Origin of the sequence: Pedobacter sp. ISL-64 (assembly GCF_018613605.1) — a bacterium.
Classification (GTDB): Bacteria; Bacteroidota; Bacteroidia; order Sphingobacteriales; family Sphingobacteriaceae; genus Pedobacter.
Genome location: NZ_JAGGPU010000008.1, coordinates 122,876 through 143,267, shown reverse-complemented (window position 1 = coordinate 143,267; position 20,392 = coordinate 122,876). Strand labels below are relative to the sequence as shown.

At 35.9% G+C, this 20,392-nt stretch carries 18 protein-coding genes; 11 read left to right on the top strand and 7 right to left on the bottom strand.

The features are described 5' to 3' along the window. Window positions 1-86 precede the first annotated feature (86 nt). Entirely contained in the window at window positions 87-1,190 is a 1,104-nt protein-coding gene (locus J7E57_RS12485; protein ID WP_215128896.1) for a metallophosphoesterase, read from the top strand. Here the strand turns inward: J7E57_RS12485 and J7E57_RS12480 are convergent. Beyond that, window positions 1,176-2,267 (bottom strand): sensor histidine kinase, encoded by a 1,092-nt coding sequence (locus J7E57_RS12480; protein ID WP_215128894.1) that lies wholly within the window; start codon window positions 2,265-2,267, stop codon window positions 1,176-1,178. The two genes, J7E57_RS12485 and J7E57_RS12480, sit on opposite strands and share 15 nt — an antisense overlap. A 157-nt stretch (window positions 2,268-2,424) precedes the next feature. On the opposite strand from J7E57_RS12480, the gene J7E57_RS12475 reads away from it, so the two are divergent. After that, window positions 2,425-3,891, top strand: a complete 1,467-nt coding sequence (locus J7E57_RS12475) for a glycoside hydrolase family 130 protein (protein WP_215128892.1) — start codon at window positions 2,425-2,427, stop codon at window positions 3,889-3,891. A 488-nt stretch (window positions 3,892-4,379) separates the two neighbouring features. On the opposite strand, the gene J7E57_RS12470 is transcribed toward J7E57_RS12475, so the two are convergent. Continuing rightward, window positions 4,380-6,650, bottom strand: coding sequence for a glycosyltransferase (locus tag J7E57_RS12470; RefSeq protein WP_215128890.1), 2,271 nt, complete (start codon window positions 6,648-6,650; stop codon window positions 4,380-4,382). 128 nt (window positions 6,651-6,778) lie between these two features. Between J7E57_RS12470 and J7E57_RS12465 the strand changes: the two genes are divergently transcribed. Beyond that, window positions 6,779-7,549 carry a Ku protein gene (locus tag J7E57_RS12465; RefSeq protein WP_215128888.1) on the top strand — a complete coding sequence of 257 codons (771 nt, stop codon included), beginning with the start codon at window positions 6,779-6,781 and terminating at the stop codon, window positions 7,547-7,549. Window positions 7,550-7,725: 176 nt separating this feature from the next. Here the strand turns inward: J7E57_RS12465 and J7E57_RS12460 are convergent, their stop codons facing one another. Beyond that, entirely contained in the window at window positions 7,726-8,844 is a 1,119-nt protein-coding gene (locus J7E57_RS12460; protein WP_215128886.1) for an alpha/beta hydrolase, read from the bottom strand. 140 nt (window positions 8,845-8,984) lie between these two features. Here J7E57_RS12460 and J7E57_RS12455 point away from each other — a divergent pair, with 140 nt between their 5' ends. Genes J7E57_RS12455 through J7E57_RS12445 form a run of 3 tightly spaced genes read left to right on the top strand, consistent with a single transcriptional unit; the run spans window position 8,985 to window position 10,349 of the window. Next, complete coding sequence (locus J7E57_RS12455) at window positions 8,985-9,353, top strand: STAS/SEC14 domain-containing protein (RefSeq protein ID WP_215128884.1); 369 nt, start codon at window positions 8,985-8,987, stop codon at window positions 9,351-9,353. 9 nt (window positions 9,354-9,362) lie between these two features. Next, window positions 9,363-9,518, top strand: coding sequence for a hypothetical protein (locus tag J7E57_RS12450; protein ID WP_215128882.1), 156 nt, complete (start codon window positions 9,363-9,365; stop codon window positions 9,516-9,518). A 24-nt stretch (window positions 9,519-9,542) separates the two neighbouring features. After that, window positions 9,543-10,349, top strand: a complete 807-nt coding sequence (locus tag J7E57_RS12445) for a mechanosensitive ion channel family protein (RefSeq protein ID WP_215128880.1) — start codon at window positions 9,543-9,545, stop codon at window positions 10,347-10,349. Between the two features lie 4 nt (window positions 10,350-10,353). Here J7E57_RS12445 and J7E57_RS12440 read toward each other — a convergent pair whose 3' ends face one another. Beyond that, window positions 10,354-10,722: a response regulator transcription factor gene (locus J7E57_RS12440; RefSeq protein ID WP_215128878.1), complete on the bottom strand. Its 369-nt coding sequence runs from the start codon at window positions 10,720-10,722 to the stop codon at window positions 10,354-10,356. A gap of 240 nt (window positions 10,723-10,962) precedes the next feature. Here J7E57_RS12440 and J7E57_RS12435 point away from each other — a divergent pair, with 240 nt between their 5' ends. Further along, window positions 10,963-11,547, top strand: a complete 585-nt coding sequence (locus J7E57_RS12435) for a biliverdin-producing heme oxygenase (protein ID WP_215128876.1) — start codon at window positions 10,963-10,965, stop codon at window positions 11,545-11,547. 182 nt (window positions 11,548-11,729) lie between these two features. Further along, a complete protein-coding gene (locus J7E57_RS12430) occupies window positions 11,730-11,909 on the top strand; it encodes a hypothetical protein (protein WP_010602585.1) in 180 nt (59 codons plus the stop codon). A 330-nt stretch (window positions 11,910-12,239) separates the two neighbouring features. Here J7E57_RS12430 and J7E57_RS12425 read toward each other — a convergent pair whose 3' ends face one another. Both J7E57_RS12425 and J7E57_RS12420 read right to left on the bottom strand, forming a co-directional pair. Beyond that, on the bottom strand, window positions 12,240-13,280 hold the full coding sequence (locus tag J7E57_RS12425; RefSeq protein WP_215128874.1) for an HmuY family protein: 1,041 nt from the start codon (window positions 13,278-13,280) through the stop codon (window positions 12,240-12,242). Window positions 13,281-13,297: 17 nt separating this feature from the next. Next, entirely contained in the window at window positions 13,298-15,370 is a 2,073-nt protein-coding gene (locus tag J7E57_RS12420) for a TonB-dependent receptor plug domain-containing protein (RefSeq protein ID WP_215128872.1), read from the bottom strand. 294 nt (window positions 15,371-15,664) lie between these two features. Here J7E57_RS12420 and J7E57_RS12415 point away from each other — a divergent pair, with 294 nt between their 5' ends. Further along, on the top strand, window positions 15,665-16,594 hold the full coding sequence (locus J7E57_RS12415; RefSeq protein WP_215128870.1) for a helix-turn-helix transcriptional regulator: 930 nt from the start codon (window positions 15,665-15,667) through the stop codon (window positions 16,592-16,594). A 21-nt stretch (window positions 16,595-16,615) separates the two neighbouring features. Here the strand turns inward: J7E57_RS12415 and J7E57_RS12410 are convergent, their stop codons facing one another. After that, the gene (locus J7E57_RS12410) at window positions 16,616-17,632 is read right to left on the bottom strand and encodes a LacI family DNA-binding transcriptional regulator (protein WP_215128868.1); all 1,017 of its coding nucleotides are present in this window, start codon (window positions 17,630-17,632) and stop codon (window positions 16,616-16,618) included. Between the two features lie 671 nt (window positions 17,633-18,303). Between J7E57_RS12410 and J7E57_RS12405 the strand changes: the two genes are divergently transcribed. After that, the gene (locus J7E57_RS12405) at window positions 18,304-18,891 is read left to right on the top strand and encodes an RNA polymerase sigma factor (protein WP_215128866.1); all 588 of its coding nucleotides are present in this window, start codon (window positions 18,304-18,306) and stop codon (window positions 18,889-18,891) included. A gap of 134 nt (window positions 18,892-19,025) precedes the next feature. Continuing rightward, complete coding sequence (locus J7E57_RS12400; protein WP_215128864.1) at window positions 19,026-20,180, top strand: FecR family protein; 1,155 nt, start codon at window positions 19,026-19,028, stop codon at window positions 20,178-20,180. Window positions 20,181-20,392 lie beyond the last annotated feature (212 nt).

The following is a 20,392-nucleotide window of genomic DNA, read 5'->3' as shown; positions in this document are numbered from 1 at the left end:
ACCACTATTGCTTTTCAGAAAAAACGATTGGTGATATTTTTTGTTATTTTGAGAAACAATAATACTAGCGAAGGCTCATTTTATACATGCGGAAATTCTTACAACGTTTACTTAGTGCCTGGATTATTCGCATGTCGAATAAATTTGGTTCAAGGCCCAACCGTAAACGCATTCATGCAGCTTTAAATAAACTGTACAAAACCATCAACACAACACCTGGTAAACGTGGACTTATTTTTGATGTTGCCAATGCTGATAAATTTATCGTTTTATCTGACCAGCATAAAGGTGCCCGCGATTATGCCGATGATTTTACTTTAGCTGAAAAGAATTATTTAAAGGCGCTCGAATACTATAACCAACAAGATTTCCATTATATTAATTTGGGCGATAGCGAGGAACTTTGGGAGAATTTGCTAGAATCTGTAATTAAACACAATAAGGCTACTTTCGAAGCAGAAAAAGCTTTTATTTCAAAAAACCATTTCACTAAAATATTTGGTAACCATGATTTATACTGGGATAATGATCCTTTAGCGGGATTTAACCTCAATAGAATTTACGGAACTAAAATCCATATTTACGAAGGTGCAATATTACGGATGACAGTGGGGGAAAGTAAGCTTGATATTTTCTTAACCCACGGCCATCAGGGCGATTTACAGAGTGATGGAAACTGGTTTAGCAAATGGTTTGTGAGTACAATATGGGCACCACTGCAATCATACCTTCAAATTAACCCGAATACCCCAGCATACAGCAACCAACTTAAAACAGCACATAACGCATTAATGTACAGCTGGGTAGCTACAAAAAAGAACCTGGCTTTAATTACGGGACATACACATCAGCCGGTTTTTGCTTCGTTAACACATCTGGAACGGATTTATATAAAACTGAATAAAGCCAAAAAAGAAAAGAATGCTGATGATCTTGCTGTTTTAAATGCAGAGCTTTATAAACTGATAAAAGAAGGAGATAAAACGCCACGTTTTGGTAAATACAAACCGGGTTACTTTAATAGCGGATGTTGTTGTTTTAGTGATGGCGATATGACTGGTATCGAAATCGAAAATGGCTTTATAAGATTAATAAAATGGTCGTACCATAGAAATGCTATTCCTGAAAGAATTTTACTCGAAGAAATGAAACTAAGCGAATTATTAGATTTAAACTTATTTAATGGGTAGCGTTACATAAAATGTTGTACCTAAATTTTTTCCTTTGCTTTCTACCCACAACTTTCCCTTATGTATATCCACTAATGCATTTACAGTGATTAGTCCCAAGCCATAGGTGTTTTCCTGGTTTGTGCTTACAGAACTCAGCTGGGCGAATTTCATAAAAACTTTACGCAAGTCTTCTTCAGTCAGGCCCACGCCATTATCTTTTATCGAAATAGTCACCGCGTTTTCTGCCGTTTGATTGGTGATGTAAATCTTTTCTCCCATTGGTGAAAACTTGATGGCATTATTAATCAACTCGCCAAAAACCATTGCTAATTTATCTGGATCAGCAAAAATTTCAACAGGCTCCTTAATATCAATTAAAACGATTTGATTTTTACGCTGAAGAGCTAAATTGAGTCCTAGTTTTACATGTTCTAATATTTCCTTTAAATCTACTTTATCCTTCTTTGGCTTAAAAGAGTTGGCTTCTTTCCGGGCAGCACTTAAAATGCCATTCAGATTATCAATCATTCTTTTCGATTGCGCATTAATCTTTCCAGCAATTAATGCTGCTTTGTCATCAATCCCAGGAATTCGTCCCAGCAATTCAGATTGAAGTGAAATGGTCGTCATCGGGTTTTTAAGATCATGAATAAGCACATGTAAACGATCATCGTAGGCCCTGAAAGCTTTTCTAGCTGCAATTCTAGACTCCAGTTTTTCCATTACCATCCCCGCTAAATGCTTCAGCATTTTTAGCTGCTGCTCTTCGGCTGTTTTAAATTTAGTGTCGGCAACATAAATCAGGCCGATATGGTAACCTTCAGGCGAACTGATTGGAGTAGAGGCAAAAAAAGTAAATGCTTCACTTTTTATAGGTAACCCGATTGATAATCCCAATTGAGCTTTCATAAAAATCTCCCCATCCGTCTGAAAACCGATACCTGCATTCGGAACATCAAATATTTCAGCAGCCAATTGTGCAATCTGATCAAAAGCACTTTCCGCAGGTGTACCTAAAATCTCGTAATATCTTAATTTCTCTAAACGCAAGGTTTCATCTGACGGAATCATGTTATCTGCTTTTTCGTATTGCATTTAAGGTTTAATTTAACATATGAGGGTGAATAACTAAAGGTAAAAATTATGTGCAAATACTGTAAATAATATAAACAATTAAGTCGTAAATTTCGTTAATATAAAGTTGGAAGAAATAGGGCCGAAGGCGTTAAATTACTACATAACAGCATAAATAATGAGATTATACATAGAACGTAAACCTGTTAAGGTTAACCCAGATACTAAAAGAGTTATCGCCCGTTTTTTTTTTAACGGAGAGGAAAGAGCATTAGAAGTAATCAGGAAGGTTTTAGAGTTTTCAGATGAAAAAGTTTTTTCGCTGATATCGCCCATATTACAGGAATATTCGAAAAGGCATCGAAATATCACTAAAATTTTAACCCGCCATTGCAAAAAATTAAAAAAGCAGTTTATTGCCCTAGGTACTGAAATAGAAGATTTGGATGAATATACCAAGCTGCTTATTGGCGCTTATTTTACCCACGAATACTCAATTGAATCTGCCGCTTTTTTCAATCCCAGTATTGTAGACGATCCCGACCAAACCGATCTGGTAGAAGGTGAAAAACGGGTAATTATCAGTTTTAGGGCTGTTGGCGAAGGTCACATTTCTTCTATTGTTTTTAGGCGGGCTTTAATTGATAAAGACAATAATATCCAGGTTTTACCTGTTGGAAATTATGTTGATGAGGCTGAGGTGGTAAAAAATGCCATTTATGTAAAAAAACTATTCTTAAAAAAAGCAGCCTACGCGCAGATTGATCCCTCGGTATTGGAAGAAATTGAATCAAAACTGGATGATAAATTTGAATATACCAGTTTGAGTAATATCATTAAAGATTCTAAAAGTTTACATAAGGAAAATCCAACACGTTTAATTGAATATGATAAAATACTTTGGTTATCAGATACTTATCATACCATAACTTTTTCAAAAGATACCGATATTTCTGATCGTGTAATTTTTCCCATTTCAGAATTTGAACGTAAAGGGATTGAAGATGCTCGTTTTGTTAAATTTATTAAAGACGATGGCAAAGTATTATATTATGCCACTTATACCGCATTTGATGGTTCATTAATTATTCCCAAACTAGTGCAAACCGAAGATTTTTACGAGTTCAAAGTGATTCCGCTTTATGGCGATGGTGCACAAAATAAGAATCTGGCATTATTCCCACGAAAAATTAGAGGGAAATACGTGATGATGAGCCGGATAGATGGCTGGAATAACTACCTGATGTTTTCTGATAAAGTAAATGTTTGGGAAAACCCGGTTCTTTTAAAACAACCACGGTATGATTGGGAGCTGGTACAGATCGGCAATTGCGGTTCTCCGATAGAAACAGAAAAAGGATGGATTGTAATTACACATGGGGTGGGGCCAATGCGAAGATACTGTATTGGAGTAAGTTTATTGGATCTTGAAAACCCAAGTATAGAAATAGGCCATTTAAAGGAACCGTTGATTATTCCCAATAATGATGAACGTGAAGGTTATGTGCCCAACGTGGTATATTCCTGCGGATCGATTATCAGTAATGGAGAATTAATTATTCCTTATGGTTTATCTGATTATAGTTCTTCGTTTGCAAGTGTAAATCTGGAGTTGTTGCTGGCCAAATTGCTGGAAAATAATTAACACAGATCTTTCATGAGGCTATATCATAAGTTGTGGTTTCATTTTTGATTTGTCACGTTGTGCAAAGGACTCCTACGGAGAGCTTGTCGAAACGTTTTAAGGGGCATTTAAACAAGTCCTTCGACAGGCTACTATTGATAGACACCAGCGGAAAAATCGTCATCTCGACCGAAGCAAGGCGGAGTGTTCCATAGGAACTCCTTTGGAGGAGAGATCTTTGAACTATGTTACCGAAAGTTTAAAGATTTTGCCTTGAAGAGCTTTAGGATTCTCCATTACGCTACCGTAGTATTTTCAATTGTCTTGTAGCTACTACGTGGTCAGCATCTACTTTAGTAAAATTATATTCCGAAGCAAGAAGCAATCTCATTTTATGGATTAATCATATAAACGAGATTGCTTCGTCGTTCCTTCTCGCAATGACGATTAAAATAAAAAGGCCGGTTCATTTCTGAACCAGCCTTTTTATTTCCAAGACAATTTAACTTCTAGCTACATTTATCAGCTTCTACAAGGGGAGACGACAGTGTTTCATATTCCGCTTCTGCTGCCTTTAATATAGCCAAATGGGAGATGAAATAGGCCAATGTACTCTCAGCACCTTGATTCCTGTTTACACTGTTAAACTGTAGTCCATCTGCACATCCATGTGTTTCAAAATCGTATAAAGGAATATGCAGGCTGTTTCTTCCTAAAAACCACTCGTAGCTAACATGCATTAAATTTAAATATTTATCATCTTTGGTTACCTCGAATGTTTTAGCATAGAGTAAAACCATTGCCATTGTTTCTATAGCCTGTTGGTCATAGATAGGGTTTTTGCCATGTTTTTTCATCCATCCTGCATTTCCAACCGGATTTAGATATCCATTTTCGAAAGAAAAGCTATTTAAAAACTCAATACTCTCCATCGCAATTTTATAGGATGTTGTATTTCCGGTAACTTCATAATGATGAAGTAAAGCCAAAGGAAGGATTGCATTATCATAGGTAAGAATATCTTCAAACCAATGCCAATCGCCATCCTTATTGTCTTGATATGATGCCATTAATGAATTGGCCAGCATATTGATTTCTTTTGTGATTAACTCATCACCAGGATGGGCACAAAGATAATATGATAGACCAATAATGGTATTGGCTTTTCCACGGAGATATTTTAATTCTTTAAAATGCGGAATAGAATGCGAAAATAATTCCCTACCAAATTCACGGTAAGAATTGTTGGGTGCACTGCAAACTAAATAACCCAATGACCAGATGGTACGGCCAAAAGAGTCTTCTGAGCCTATTTCATCCAAATAATTGCGGTTAAAACTCAAGAAATTCCTAAAATTCCCATCATCGGTTTGCATATATTGAATAAAGCTCAGATAAACGGGCATGAACTTTAAAGCTTTAGGATTTTTATCCTGCTCGATAGCCATTAGTGCCATAATTAATGCCCTCGCATTATCATCAATGCAATAGCCTTCTTTCAGATTTGGAATGCCAAAACGGGCATGCTGAATAATTCCGGTATCATCGGTTAGTAGCGAAATATGATCTAAATTAAGCACTGGCATACCTTCCACATCAATAATAGGAGGTGTAACTCTTTCGGGTTTTTTTCCATTGGCCAGAGCCTCGTTTAACACATTAAGATAAACACTTCCAATGGCTGGCCAACGAAGATTTAAGCCATATTCATAAGCATTTCGCTTCAGTTTTTGATATTTATCCTTATCACTTAATAGTTCATTAACAATGGTTGCCAGTTGCGCATCATTTTTGAAATCAAATAATTTGCCTCTGTTATCAGCTAAAAGTTCTTGTGCATGCCAATATGGAGTAGAAACTACTGCTGCACCTGCACCAATAGCATAAGATAAAGTACCGCTGGTTATCTGCGCTTCATTTAAATAAGGCGTGATGTATAAATAACAGGCTGTTAAATACTGGTGCAATTCTTCTTCAGATACAAATTTATTAACAAAAGCAATATTATTTTCCACTCCTAAGTCTTTTGCCAATGCTTTCAAACTATCGCGATATTCCTCACCATTATGTTTTACAACGCCAGGATGAGTATTACCCAGAATCACATATAAAACATCTGGATGTTGAGCGACAATTTCTGGCAAAGCTTTAATTACGGTTTCTAAGCCTTTATTTCTGCTGATTAAGCCGAATGTAAACAGCACCTTTCGATCGGTAAAAAGCGCACTCTGAACAATTTCGTTATTGGGTATAGGTTCCAGATCTGGAACGCCATGTTCAATTAATTTGATTGAAGTCTTAGGGATCTGGTAAATACTGGTTAAAAACATGACTGCTTTTTTGCTCATCACCACTACTTTAGATGATTTAACTGCAATTTCTTTAATAATGGTTTGTTGCATAAAATTTGGTTCTTTTAAAACCGTATGCAAAATAGTAATGAATGGCTTTTTTAATCTATTGATTAGGGACAATAAGAATACGCCGCTGTTGCCACCATATATACCGAATTCATGTTCAATAATACAACTATCTACATCACTGTTATTGATAAAATCTGCAGCATCGATATAATCTTTTTGATTTTGCTGACGGATGACGAACTTCACTTCGCTTGGGTAAGCGTGTTCATTAACATCATCCGATTCATTTAATGCAACAACAAAGCTTTTCTGTGAATTATAAGCAGGATTTAAACTTAAGGCATTAACCAAATTTTGATTAAATGTAGCTAAACCGCATTCACGAGGAGGATAGGTTGAAATGTAGGCGATTTTCATATGTATTCAAATAGGTTGATACTTAAATAACATTGTATTATCTAAATAGTTTGTGATTTCCTCAATTTACGCTTAATAAAGCCAAAACAATCTGATTTAGACACTTGTTAGTAAGTAAATATTTAATTATGAGATCAATATGGAAAGGTTCTATTGGATTTGGCTTGGTAAACATTCCAATTAAGTTGTTTTCTGCTGTCCAGAATAGTAACCTCGATTTAGATATGCTTGATGAGCGTGATCACGCAAAGATTAAATTTTTAAGGGTGAACGAAAATACCCATAAAGAAGTGCCTTATGAGAAGATTGTTAGAGGTTATTTTTTAAAAGACAGATACGTTGTGTTAGATAAGCACGATTTTGAAGAGGCTGCACCTGAAAAAACTAAAATTATTGAATTAGAGAATTTTGTTGATATAAAAGATATTAATCCTGTTTATTATGAAACTTCCTATTACACCGAACCTGAAAAACAGGGCAAAAAAGCTTATGGATTATTGCTAAAGGCCTTAGAAAAATCGGGTAAGGCTGGAGTGGCCAGATTTGTACTACGGAATACAGAAAATCTTTGTGTTATCCATCCCATGGAGCATGTAATTGTGATTACTAAAATCAGGTTTGAGCAGGAAATAAGGAGTTTATCAGAAATTAACAAGGTTGATGATATTACCATAACCAAAAAAGAAATGGATGTGGGGTTGGCTTTGATTAAACAATACAGCTCTAAATTCGACTTGAGCGCCTTTAAAGATGACTACAGTAGTGAACTCTTGAAGATTATTAAAGCAAAGTCTAAAGGCAAACGCGCAACGGTTAAAAAGATGAAACCGCAAAAAGCTACAAGCGACGATCTGTATGATCAACTCATGCAGAGCTTGGGTTCGAAGAAAGGAGCTTAGTTAGGTTTCGCGGTTAGGGTAAAGGGTTTAGGATTGTACTATAACCAGAAATGCATTCGGGGCTTGAGGCAATGTAGTAGTTAGGCAAATTCGAAAAATATTTAACCACAGATATGAAGGATAGACACAGGTACCAAGATCCGTGTTTACCTGTGCCCATCTGTGGTTAAAAACGCTTATTTAAAGGCAGCCTTCAATTGATGTGCGGCATAAGCCTGAGCAGCTTTCGCTTCTGGCACAAGCAGCGCCATACCAAAAAATTCATGTGTTACACCCTCATAATTTTTACTGTCAACTTTTACCCCGGCAGCTTTCAATTGATCAGCGAGTATTACACCATCATCGTGCAAAGGATCTATTTCGGCTGTAATAATAGTTGTTGATGGAAGCCCTTTTAAATTGCCATTAACCAATGATATTTTAGGATCCTGCGCTTCAATCATTGTAGTCAGATATTTCTCTGTAAACCAGACCATCATTGCTTTGTTTAGCGGTTTTGCTTTTTCATACATTTTATAAGATTCGGTGTCCATATCTGCTTGAGTTATAGGATAAACCAAAACCTGGTGCACAGGAAGCATAATGTGTTTGTCTCTGGCCATAATAGATACATTTGCTGCTAAATTTCCACCTGCACTTTCACCAACAACTGCAATCTTAGCCGGATCGGCTTTTAAATCTACTGCATTTTTAACAGCCCATTCATAAGCTGTAAAAGCATCGTTATGCGCAGTGGGGAACTTGTTTTCGGGCGCTAAGCGGTAAGCAACAGAAACCACAACTGCACCAACCTGCTCTGCCAATGCCTGTGCAGATGCATTATAAACATCCAAATTGGCAATAACGAAACCACCGCCATGGTAATAAACAATTAACGGATAGGGCCCGCCTTCACCTTTTGGCGTGTAGATACGCAAATGGATTTTACCTCCGCTAACATCAATATCTTTTCCTATAGTATCTACTTTCGCAGCTGGCACGGTTATATTATTTTGTTTTGCCAAATCCATTACCGCATCGGTTGGTGTATGATTTTTGCGTGCATCGGTAGCACTTAAGGTTTCTAAGGGTTTATCTCCATAACTATTTAATTTTTCTATTACAGTCTGCATTTCTGGTTTTATTGTTTTTCCCCATTCAGGAGCAGGCCCGGCAGGTTTTAATGCTGCAGTTACTGAAGAGTCGGTTATGGTCGAATCTGTAATCGTAGTCGTTTTTGTTCCGCCTGTACATGCAGCAATACAAACAGCCACAGTACAAATAAATGAAGCAGGTTTTAACCAGTTAGTTTTCATAGGATTTTTTTATTTTATAAATATTGTTTGTATAACAGTATCAGTAAGATAGTGTTTTTGTTGTCACTCAACTTTTCAGAATTTATTTAAATGGCAAACATCTTGACGAATTAGTGTGTTCTTAAATAAATGAAATAATTATGCTAACAGAAATAACAGGACTACCAGATCATATTTTTGGCGTAAGGGCTACCGGAGAAGTGACAAGCGATGATGTAAAGAACGTTTTATTAGCCGGTTTGAAAAGAACCGCTGAGCGATTTAAGGAAATCAGGTATCTGCTCGTTTTAGAAACTGACGTGAAGAATTTTACAGCTGGTGCCTGGGTACAAGATGTTAAAGCAGGTTTGAAAAATTTTACCAAATGGAAAAAAATAGCCGTGGTAAGCGCCGAAAAAGGAGTAGAGTGGTTTACTGATGTTTTCACAGTGGCTACGCCAGGTAAATCAAAAGGTTTTAAACCAGAAGAGATAGAAGAGGCAAAGGCCTGGCTGAATGCTGAAGATTAACGATTAAAAATGATGAAAAATTCTAAAACATCGGCAGAAAGTAGCAAGGCTACCGCACCGAAAAATGCAAAAGCTAAAGGTGCTGATGATAAAGTAACATCAGCCAAAGATGCCAAGAAAGTAAATGTAACTAAAGATGCTCCCGTTAAACATAAAAAACCTTAATAATTAGAAGCAAAATCCTAGTTTATGAAGATTGATGCCAATAACATCGAGCATTTTTATGATAAAGCCTACGATTGGATAATTGATAAAGGACCATCTGTAATTTTAGGTATGGTGCTGCTTATTTTAGGCTTATGGCTAATTAAGCTACTGGGAAAATGGATGCAGGGTGGCATGCACCGTAAAGATATAAATCCGTCACTGCGTCCATTTTTAACCAGTTTAATACTCATTACCTTAAGGGTTTTATTGGTACTTACAGTAATGCAGATTATTGGCATTCAGCTTACTTTTTTAACGGTACTTATTGGTGGTATTGGAGTTGCGGCAGGCCTGGCTTTATCGGGTACACTACAAAATTTTGCCAGTGGTGTATTGATTTTACTGTTGAAACCTTTCGTTGTGGGCGATAATATTATTGCACAAAGTCAGGAAGGGACTGTAACATCGATCCAGATATTTTATACCATTGTTAAAACATTCGATAACAGAACGGTAGTTATTCCAAATGGCAAATTATCAAATGAAGTGATTATCAATATCAGCAGAGAAGGCAGCAGGAGGTTGGATATTGAAATGAAGTTTAGCTATGGTATCGATTATGAACAGATCGTAACTGTTTTCAATAAAACTGTCGATGAATTTAAAGATTGTCTCAAAACACCAGAAAGAAGAATTGGTGTGTCTGCTTTAGAAGATAGCGGATTTAAAGTAAGTTTAAATGTTTGGGTTAAAGCACACGGTTTTACAGATACTAAACTTTCTTTTCTGGAAGTGCTGATGAAAAACTTAAAACTGGGAGGAATAAAATTACCTGGTATGGCTGAGTAAAAAGCTATTTTCTCAGCAAAGCATAAATCTTGTCCATCAATTCGTCGATGTTAAATGGCTTGGCCATAAAGTCATCTGCTTCTATTCCATCTAAGGCATAATTGTTGGCATTATAACGGGCCGAAATCATTAAAACGGGAATATGCTGTGTAGCTGCGGTATCTTTAAGTTCTTTTAAAAGTAGTCTTCCATCAGCGTCAGGGAGCATAATATCCATTATTATTACATCCGGATTAAATTTTTGAACATGGTTAATAAAATCAGCACCTTTGTTTAGTCCATCAACGTTAAAAGCTTCGCTTTCTAAAATAAGGGTTATAACATCAAGGATTGCATGATTATCTTCGATAACCAAAATATTCTTCTTTGCCAAGGTTGAGATGATTTTTAAATTTCAAACAAATATATAATAAAAAATAAATCTCAAAACCGAATTTACTAAAATAGAGACATTCTAAAAAGAGGCTTAATATTTGTTAATTCGTGAAATTAAATACGTTGGAATATCAAAAATATAACACACCTGAGGTTAAATTAAAATTTTATAAAACCATATGGAGAGATTCGGGTATTAAATCCGGATCTTTTCTTTTTAATAATTAAAATCCAAATAATGATTGCCAATTTATTGAGAACTGAAACAGCAGAAAACCATAAAACATTAGAATCATTAATGTTTGTGAATGAGATTATGAACAATTCTTTAAGCATTGATCAGTATAAAAAGCTGTTAACCATTAATTATATTATTCACCAAAAATTAGAGAATACGCTCGCGAATATGTTGGATGCAGCTATTGCCGAACAATTGGAAATGAAAAGCAGATTGAAACTCACTGCTTTAGAAGAAGATTTAAAATATTGGAATATAGATAGTTTAACATTGCCAGGTTTAGATTTTGCATTGTTTGTTCCAGAAAAAAATACTGCCGAAGTTTTAGGTGCGCTGTATGTGCTAGAAGGCGCTACATTGGGCGGAAACGTAATTAAAAGGCATATTTTAGCCAATCCGAATTTTAAAGACCATGAAGCAGGCCTAAATTATTATGGTGTTTATGGCGATGAGCTGAGTACGAAATGGAAAATATTTGTCTCTGTAATAAACCAGACGGTTGCTGAGGCAGATTATAAACGCTGTATAAATAGCGCCAATTTAACCTTCAATAACCTGATCAACTTATCGAAACAACTGAATTGAGTTGCCAGAATTTGATCTCAAAATCCGAAAAAATACCTCTATAATAGTGCCAGGGCATTTTTTTGATTGTGTAAATGTGCAAAACTTCTTTCAAATAAATATTTGCTTTCTGTTGTTAATTCAAGGTAAATATGTATTATTGAAAAAATAAATTTTTTAAACCTTAAAAACATCAATTAGCGATGGAAAAATTCTCAAAAGTTAAAGCTGCTGTTGCTGCTATTGAAGCAGATGTAGAAAAATTTTATAATGCTGGCAATGCAGCTGCTGGTACTCGTGTGCGTAAAGCAATGCAAGATCTTAAAGTTTTAGCACAAGAAATCCGTGCAGAAGTAACTGACAAGAAAAACTCTGGAAAATAATATTTCGCGAGTAAGAAACAAAAAGGGTTCTGGTATGCCAGGGCCCTTTTTGCGTTTATAATGTTTTGCATTACGATTTCTAACGCTACGATGCCAGTCCGCGCACCGTCACCCTGAACTTGTTTCAGGGTCTTCTTGTTGCATGATAGATGTTGACCACTAAGTAGCTACAAGGCAATTGAAATTTATGCTTGTAAAACAAATCCGATAGGTATCGGATCAGCATGACGCCCATAAATTAATAATCTCTATAAAAAGATAAGGCTCCCCATCGCGGAGAGCCTATATCCAACTAACAAAACATATTTTTTAGGTAAGCCTTAACTTACATTATCCCTTTTTTACCAATTTATATTCGATTACTGGTTTACCGCGTTCACCACCGTCACCAGAAATGTAACTGTTGAATTTCAGTTTATAATAATTACCGGTAGCATCTTTAATAATATAGCAAAGATCACCTTTAACTGCGCCACCTGTACCAGCCTGGCTAGGCGAAGTTCTCCAGGTTGTTCCAATTACATCTTTTACTGATAGAAAAGTAAGACCAACCAAATCTGCTTCAGTAAATGTTGCATAAGCATCTTTTTTAGCTACCATTGCCGCACTTACGCCGCCTAAGTTATTGATTGAAACAAAATCCTGAACCCAATAAGGCGAACCTAAACCAGAGTTGAACGTACTATAGCTCCATGAAATATCCCATGTGCTTTTTGCCGGTTCAGCCTGAACAATTTTATTGTTTTCTAACGAAACAAAAACCAGATTATAATCAGCATTTTTAGGCACATCCAAAGTTTTTATTACAGTTTCGTTTAGTCGGGCATATTGAATTTTGTAGCCAGAACCATTACGGGTAACTTTTAATTTAAACCACTTGTCTTTATCCTTATTTCCTTCGTAGCTTAATAAATAAACTTTGTTCTCTGCTTCCGTAGCACTTACTTCAGCAAAAGCTGTTTTAGTGATATTTCCGTCCCAATAATCAACTAACGACACGGTAAGCGGATCCATGATGTCGTGATTTAAATTAACTGTTGTTCCTGGATCTGCCAATGTAACAGCTGTAATATCGGTTTTTGATGTTGCCGTTGCCGTAGTTTGATAAGAAGGATTAAGCACAACTCTGAATTTACTATCAGAAGTTAACCCGATATTGAAACTCTTTCTTTCTGCAGAAGTCTGTTTATCGGCGCTAAAATCTACATAAACTATATTTGTATAGTTTGATTCTGCTGTTTTACCACTCAGGGTTAAAGTACTTCCATCAGATGGCGGAGCAACAAAAATAGGTTCTTCTGTGTTCTTTTTACAGGCCGTAAATGTTGTAGCTAAAAACGCGATAGCGATTAATGAGTTCAGTTTATTCATGTTATTATTGTTTATTGTTAAAGTTTATTCCAGTTATAGGTTAGCCCAAGCACATACGATCGGCCATAACTATATGGAACATCACCACCTGTGCTATGCGCTCCTCCTGTCGCGGTTGAAGTATTGCTCAATTGTGTAACATCAAAGAGGTTTTTAATACCTGCATTAATGGTCAAAGACTTAAATAGATTTTTGTTCAGCATTAAATCTGCGGTATGGAAATCACCAATTTTTGTCAGTTTTACTGAGTTGGGATCGTTTTCGGCTGTAAGTTTATAGTTTGGTAAGCTCCCGGTATATTTATAAAAGAGGCTGATACTCCCATTTATTTTCGGAAGTGTATAAGTTATATTCGAGTTTACTTCCGTAGCCCATGCAAATTCAGGAGTCCCCAGGTCCGGATTGCTCATGCTTAATTCATTGTATCGGCCGATATATGATACGCCAAGTGTAGCCTGAACATCTTTATAAATCAATGTATTGTCTAATGTAGCACCTGTCGTTTTATACTTATCTACATTAAATAATGAGGTTATGGAGTTATCTGTTGGAGACTGGGCAAAATTAATCCTGTTTTTAAACAAATTGTAGAAACCCGATAACGTAGAACGGAACTGCAGATCTTTTTCATGTATGCCGGCCCAAGCCAAAGAGCCATTGAAACTGTTCGATTCTTCGGCTTTTAAATTGGGGTTACCCAAAATATTATGACTGGCATCTACAAAATCGTAATATAGTTCCCTCAGTGCTGGAGAACGAAAACCTTTAGCGTAAGCCAATCGAAGATCTAAATCTTTGGTTAAAGTAAATTTGGTATTTAATGATGGAATTACAGGAGGGGCATCGTAAATGGAGTTTTTAATAAACCTCAATCCTGGTCTTAAACTTATTCCATTGTCAAGTTTAATCTCGGCAGAAATAAACGCGGCATAATCATTAATTACAGGCGCACCGTTAATCCTTTGCCCGCTAGCAGCATCTCTATTGTATTCGATACCAGGCTGAAATGAAACTGATTTATTTAAGGTATAAATTGCAGTTGACCTAAAAATAACTGAGTTAAATTTTGCTATATCTTGTTCACCCTTATCGTCACTTAATCGTTCTGTGTTGTTTGTAAAATTATGGATAACGGTGTGGGTTGATCGTTGTAGATCGGTATATCCCCCTATAGCTGTAATCTGTAATTTATTATTTACCCTCCATTCAGACTGCAATTGTTGCGTATAACGTTTGGTGGTATAGGTAGACAGCTTCCCTTCGAAACTCGATGGGTTTATTCCAAAACGCGAATCGATATCTTCTTTTAGCCCATCTAAGCGATACCATATACTAAAGTTTTGATTTCTGTACCCGATTTTAGTATTACCAAGCCATTGCTCCTTAGGTTTCCATTGATTTTTATAGCTATTAAACTCTTCTAAAAACGATGTTTTCGGAGCCATATTCCAGCCACCAAAATCGTTATGCGATGCACCGAGCAAAACACTCCAGCCTTTTTGTTGCCAGCTAATACTTAAATTCTGATTATGCTGGCCTGCACCATTGAGTAGGTTATATTCTTTCCCAGCGCTTTCTTCCTGTACACGCGCATTAACGCTTAACAATTGCTTTCCGGGATTTTTGGTTATAATATTAATTACTCCGGCCAGCGCATCGGTGCCATACACAACAGACATCGGACCTTCTACAATTTCTATCCTTTCGATGGTGTTAATGTCGATTTGGTTTAAACTTTCGCGGGCATCAGATCGGTCTACCATCGGCACACCATCCAATAAAATTTTAATATTCCGGCCAGTCATCCCCATTAAAGAAACATCGGTTGTACCTAAAGTTAAATCGTTGCTAAAACGGAAACCGAGTTCGGTATTTAAAATCTGCTGCACATTGGTGGCAGCCCTTAGCTTAATCCGATCTGCACTTATTGTTTTTACATTGTATACCGAGTTCCTCAGGGTTTGCGGGCCATATTGCCCTGTAACCACCACATCTTTTAAATCATTTGCCTTTATAGTATCAACTTTAATTTCTTGAGCCACGGTAACAAATCCACAAAGCGATAAGGCAATTAATAAATATATCTTCATTTATTTAGACTAATTATAAATAATTGTGCAAATTTGTAGATAATCAGAAAAAACAGATAACGCTAAACGGATAATTAATACCGTCAAACGGATTAAATAAATACGAAACCATCATGATTTTCAAATCACACATTGGGATGAATAAAATCATGAGCGCTTCAAGACCTTTAAAAAAACTGAGCTTTTGCGCGCTCATTAACTAAGCGAAGCGTTCTCTTGAACACCATTAAGAAAATAAATGCAAGTGAAAAATGCCATTGAAAACAATGAGCAATAAATTAATAATTTATACAGATGACAATTAAACTCTCAAACTATCCTAAAGGAAATATCATTTATAAGAATACTTATCCTGATAATTTTGAAAGCATAAACGATATAGATGAGGCTTTTATAACATTAGATGATAACGATGTAAAGTGCCAATTAAAGGAAATGTGGTTTAAGGGAATCCATATCGGCATTATTGAGATCCATCCGAATCAGGAAGCGAATTTTTGCTTTGAATCTTCTCAGCAACATATCGGCTTTTTATTTTGTCTGAGCGGTGCGATCAACTATTACCATCAGCAGGATAATTTATTATCATTGGCTAAAAACGAACAGGATTTTAATGCAGGTGGCGTTAATTCGATCAAATTTAATATCACAGAGAAAACCAGATGCCTTTATATACAGTTCACAGAAGATTATTTTGAGCAGGTAACAGGAGGAGAACTCGGTCACGATATTAAAACCGACATCCAAAAGTCCATCAGTCCGGAAATCGGGTTGATACTGCAGCAGATTATTTATCCTAAACACGAGGGTAGGGTAAAACGTCTGTTCCTTGAAGCCAGGATCTTTGAGTTGATTATTGCTTATTTTAATCAAAAACAAGAGAAACAAACACGCGTTTTAAAAAAGGAGGATATAGAAAAGATTCTGTTGGCCAAACAATTGGTAGAGCATGATTTGCAAAGGCCTAATTCATTAATGGAACTTTCGCGTAAGGCTGGGATTAATGACTATAAACTTAAAAGAGGATTTAAAGAACTTACCGGTCATACAGTGTTTGGCTATTTATATAAAATCAGGATGGAAAAGGCGCACTATTTTCTATCCAAGGAAAAGAAAACGGTGAATGAAGTTGCCTTCCTTGTAGGTTATAAAAATGCACAACATTTTATTACCGCTTTTAAAAAACAGTACAGTATTTTACCGGGAAGTTTAAACAAAAGCTAGAAATTTAGCGCAAACGTTTGTTTATTCTTTCACCTCGTTTACAATCAGATCAGACTCTACAATGGTGTTGTAGTAGGCTTGGTTCTCAGAATTAGGGCTATGAATAAGATCTAACAAAATATTAGCTGCTTTTTGTCCTTGTAAATAGGGGTATTGTTCAACTGAAGCTACCGGCGAATTATCCAAATAGCTGATAATGGGCAGATTTGCATAACTCACTACGTCAAAATCATTAATTACATTCAGTTTTTTAAAATACTTAATCAGGAAAAGTGCGACATAATCGTTAAAGGCCACGATTGCTGTAGGTTTACGCTTATGATTTAAAAATTGATTGGCAGCATCGATGGTACCTTCCTCAGTTAAATCACAGTTTACCACTAAAGATGGATCAAATTTTAAGCGATTAAAAGTAATCGCCTGCATATAGCCATCTTTACGTTCCTCACTTGCGTACAAGGTACTTGGGCCATTAATCATTCCAATACTTCTGTGTCCTTTTTTCAAAAGATAGTTCACCGCTTTAATTGTTGCACTTTCTAAGCTACATGCTACATAGTGCACGTTTTTAAAAGGAGGTATCCGGTCAAAAAATACGACAGGTATATTGAATGAATTGAGTTTCTCGAAATGATCAAACTTTGAAGTGTCTTTACTGATGGATACCAATAAACCATCTACCCGTTGATTTTTCATTTTCTCAACGAGTTTTACTTCCTGATCATAATTATCGTGCGACTGCGCAAAAATAACCGTATAGTTTTTCTTAATGGCTTCATCTTCAATTGCAGAAATAGCAATAGAGAAAAAGTGTTCTGATAGTTCAGGTAAAATTACGCCAATAGTATATGTTTTCCCTTTTTGAAAAAGAATTGCCGCATTATTAGGCTCATAGTTTAGAGACTTCGCCAACTGCTTAATTTTCTCCCTGGTTACTGCTCCAATGCTCGGATGATCGTGCAATCCCCTGGAAACACTGGATGGAGAAATGTTTAAGATTCTGGCTATTTCTTTGATGGTTGTTGGTTTCGACTGCATGCTGAGTGCTAAACTACATTAAATTTCTTCAATATGTAATAATACAAAATTAATCAAACGTTTGCGTTGTTTTTTTTTCTCATTTCTTTCCTCTGCTATATAAATATCAATACTTTCGGAAAAGCTAAAGACCATACGTTCTAAAAAATAATAATAGAAAAATTATAAATAGAATGCAATTTTAGCCCTTTAAAAGAAGAAATTGATATACAATCATAAATTACACCCCAATGATTAACAATAGTACCCCTCAATTTGGAGGGGTATTTAAACAAAAAAGACGAGAAGTGTTCGTACCACTCCTCGCCAAATCGGATTATTTTCCTGCAAGCAGGCACAAAAGTTATCTAAGCTATATGTTTAACCCTTATTCAAAGGTATAAAATTTACGCATTTTTTAACATCCTATTTATTCTCAAAAGCTGAAAATACTTTATATTTCACTGTACTTTTAACCAAATAAACAATAAAACAAAAAAGGCTAAAGATATAGCGTGTATTTAGCAAAACAACCAATTTTTTTATTCTAAAAAACCTCCCTTTAACCTGTAGCGAATTTTCACTTTAAATAAATGATATTAAATATTTTATTAAATTTAACATTGGGTTAATAAAGGAAGCTCTTTCTTTGGTATTCTTTAAAACCTATAGTCATTCCCCTAATTGTGCATATGTACGAAGAATTAGAAAGTAATTTTTTTCTTATTGTAAAATTGAACAAAGCAAAGGCGTTTGGTCTGGTGTTCGATGCTTATTGGAATGCGCTTTACAAACGGGCCTACAAAAAGGTCCATTGCAATGATCTTGCCCAAGACCTTGTGCAGGATGTATTTGTTAGTCTTTGGGATAAAATAGAGCTTTTAGATGCCGAGCGTAGTGTATTGGCTTATCTTTTTGCCATTCTCCGTAACAAAATTTTAAAACTTTACGAAAAAGAAGAGGTTCGTTTAAGGTATGCCCTAAGCGTAACATCAAGTGCAAGCCCATCCGATGTACATTCCCAAAACACGCTCCTCGAGAAAGAACTAAAAGCAATTATCGATATCGAAGTAGCTCGGATGCCGATCCGGATGAAAGAAATTTATATGCTTAAAAAAGAAGACGACCTCTCTATTAAGCAAATAGCTGAAGATTTGTCATTATCTGAACAAACGGTAAAAAACCAGCTCCAAATGGCTTATCAACGTTTACGTACAAAGATTAAAAATTACGATTCTTCTTTGGCCTTACTGGCATTATTTATTGCTAAGCATTTGTAGTACATTTTTTTGTACCTGGTGCAAATTGATGCGCTATGCAATAACAAGGGCGTTTCCAAAAAAATAATTAAAAAATAACAAATCGTATGGTACTTTTTGCAGGGTAACCGTATAAACCTATAAAAGCAACTATTTTGAATACCGACAACATTAGATATTTAATAGAAAAGTATAATAATCAAACCGCTACATCAGATGAAAAAATGATAGTAGAGCAATGGTATGATCGTATAAATGGTGCAGATTTGAACCAAAACCAGTTTGAAAATATTGAAGTAAAAAAACAAATTTTCAGCCAGATTTCTTCACGAATAGCAAATAAAGCAACAACAAAAACCAGACGAATTAAATTAAATTATACACTGTTTTTTAAAGCTGCGGTTATTTTAATCGCTCTAATTGCAGGTACTTATATTTATTTTAGAAAATCAGGTCGTTCTGGTGTTTTAACCACATCTACTAAAACAAATAAAAAACCAATTGTTCCAGGTGGAAACAATGCCGTACTGTTATTAGCCGATGGATCGCAGATCATCCTAAACAAAGCTTCGGATGGTCAAATCGCAGATCAGCTTGGCGTTAAAGTAGTTAAAACCAAGAGCGGAGAATTGATCTATCGTTTTGCAGGAGACACAAACCCCGAATCTATAGCTATTAATACCGTAATAACCCCGCGTGGTGGTCAATATCACCTGGTTTTGGTTGATGGAACAGAAGTATGGTTAAATGCAAGCTCTTCGGTTAAATTCCCTACTGCTTTTGCGGGCAACGAGCGCAAAGTGGAGGTTACTGGAGAGGTATATTTCGAGGTGGCTAAAAATCAGGCCAAACCATTTATTGTTCATACCAATCAATCTGATATCAAAGTACTCGGTACTCATTTTAATGTGAATACTTATGCTGATGAAGCATATGAGCGTACTACCTTACTTGAAGGTAGTGTAGAAATTAAACACGGCGATAAAAAAGCACTTCTGAAACCTGGCCAACAGGCGAGCTTTAATAGTAAAGCGGCTGGGATTAATGTGAGTGAAATAGAAGATCTGGAGGCTGTAATTGCCTGGAAGAATGGTTATTTCCAGTTTGAAAAATCAGACCTCCCATCGGTAATGCGCCAGATTTCGCGTTGGTATGATGCCGACGTTATCTATAATGGAAAAATTCCGGCAAAACAATACACCGGAAAAATACCTAGAAATGTAAATGTGGCAAAATTGATCGAAATGCTGGCTTACAGTGGTATTCATTGCAAGGTAGAGTATAACCAGATTACAGTAAACCCTAAATAAATAACCAAACCAAATTAAACTATAAAGCGCAGCATATGAAGATATAATACTCCAAACCATTCAATTTCCTCTACCAACAACGTAAAGTGTTCGTACCACTTTATTTACCATATGGAAATTGACTGCCTACGCCAGCTATTCAGCGGCAGAGGCACAATAAGTTATCTAAGCAATTATGTTTTAAACCCAAATTCAATCATGAATTTTAGTAC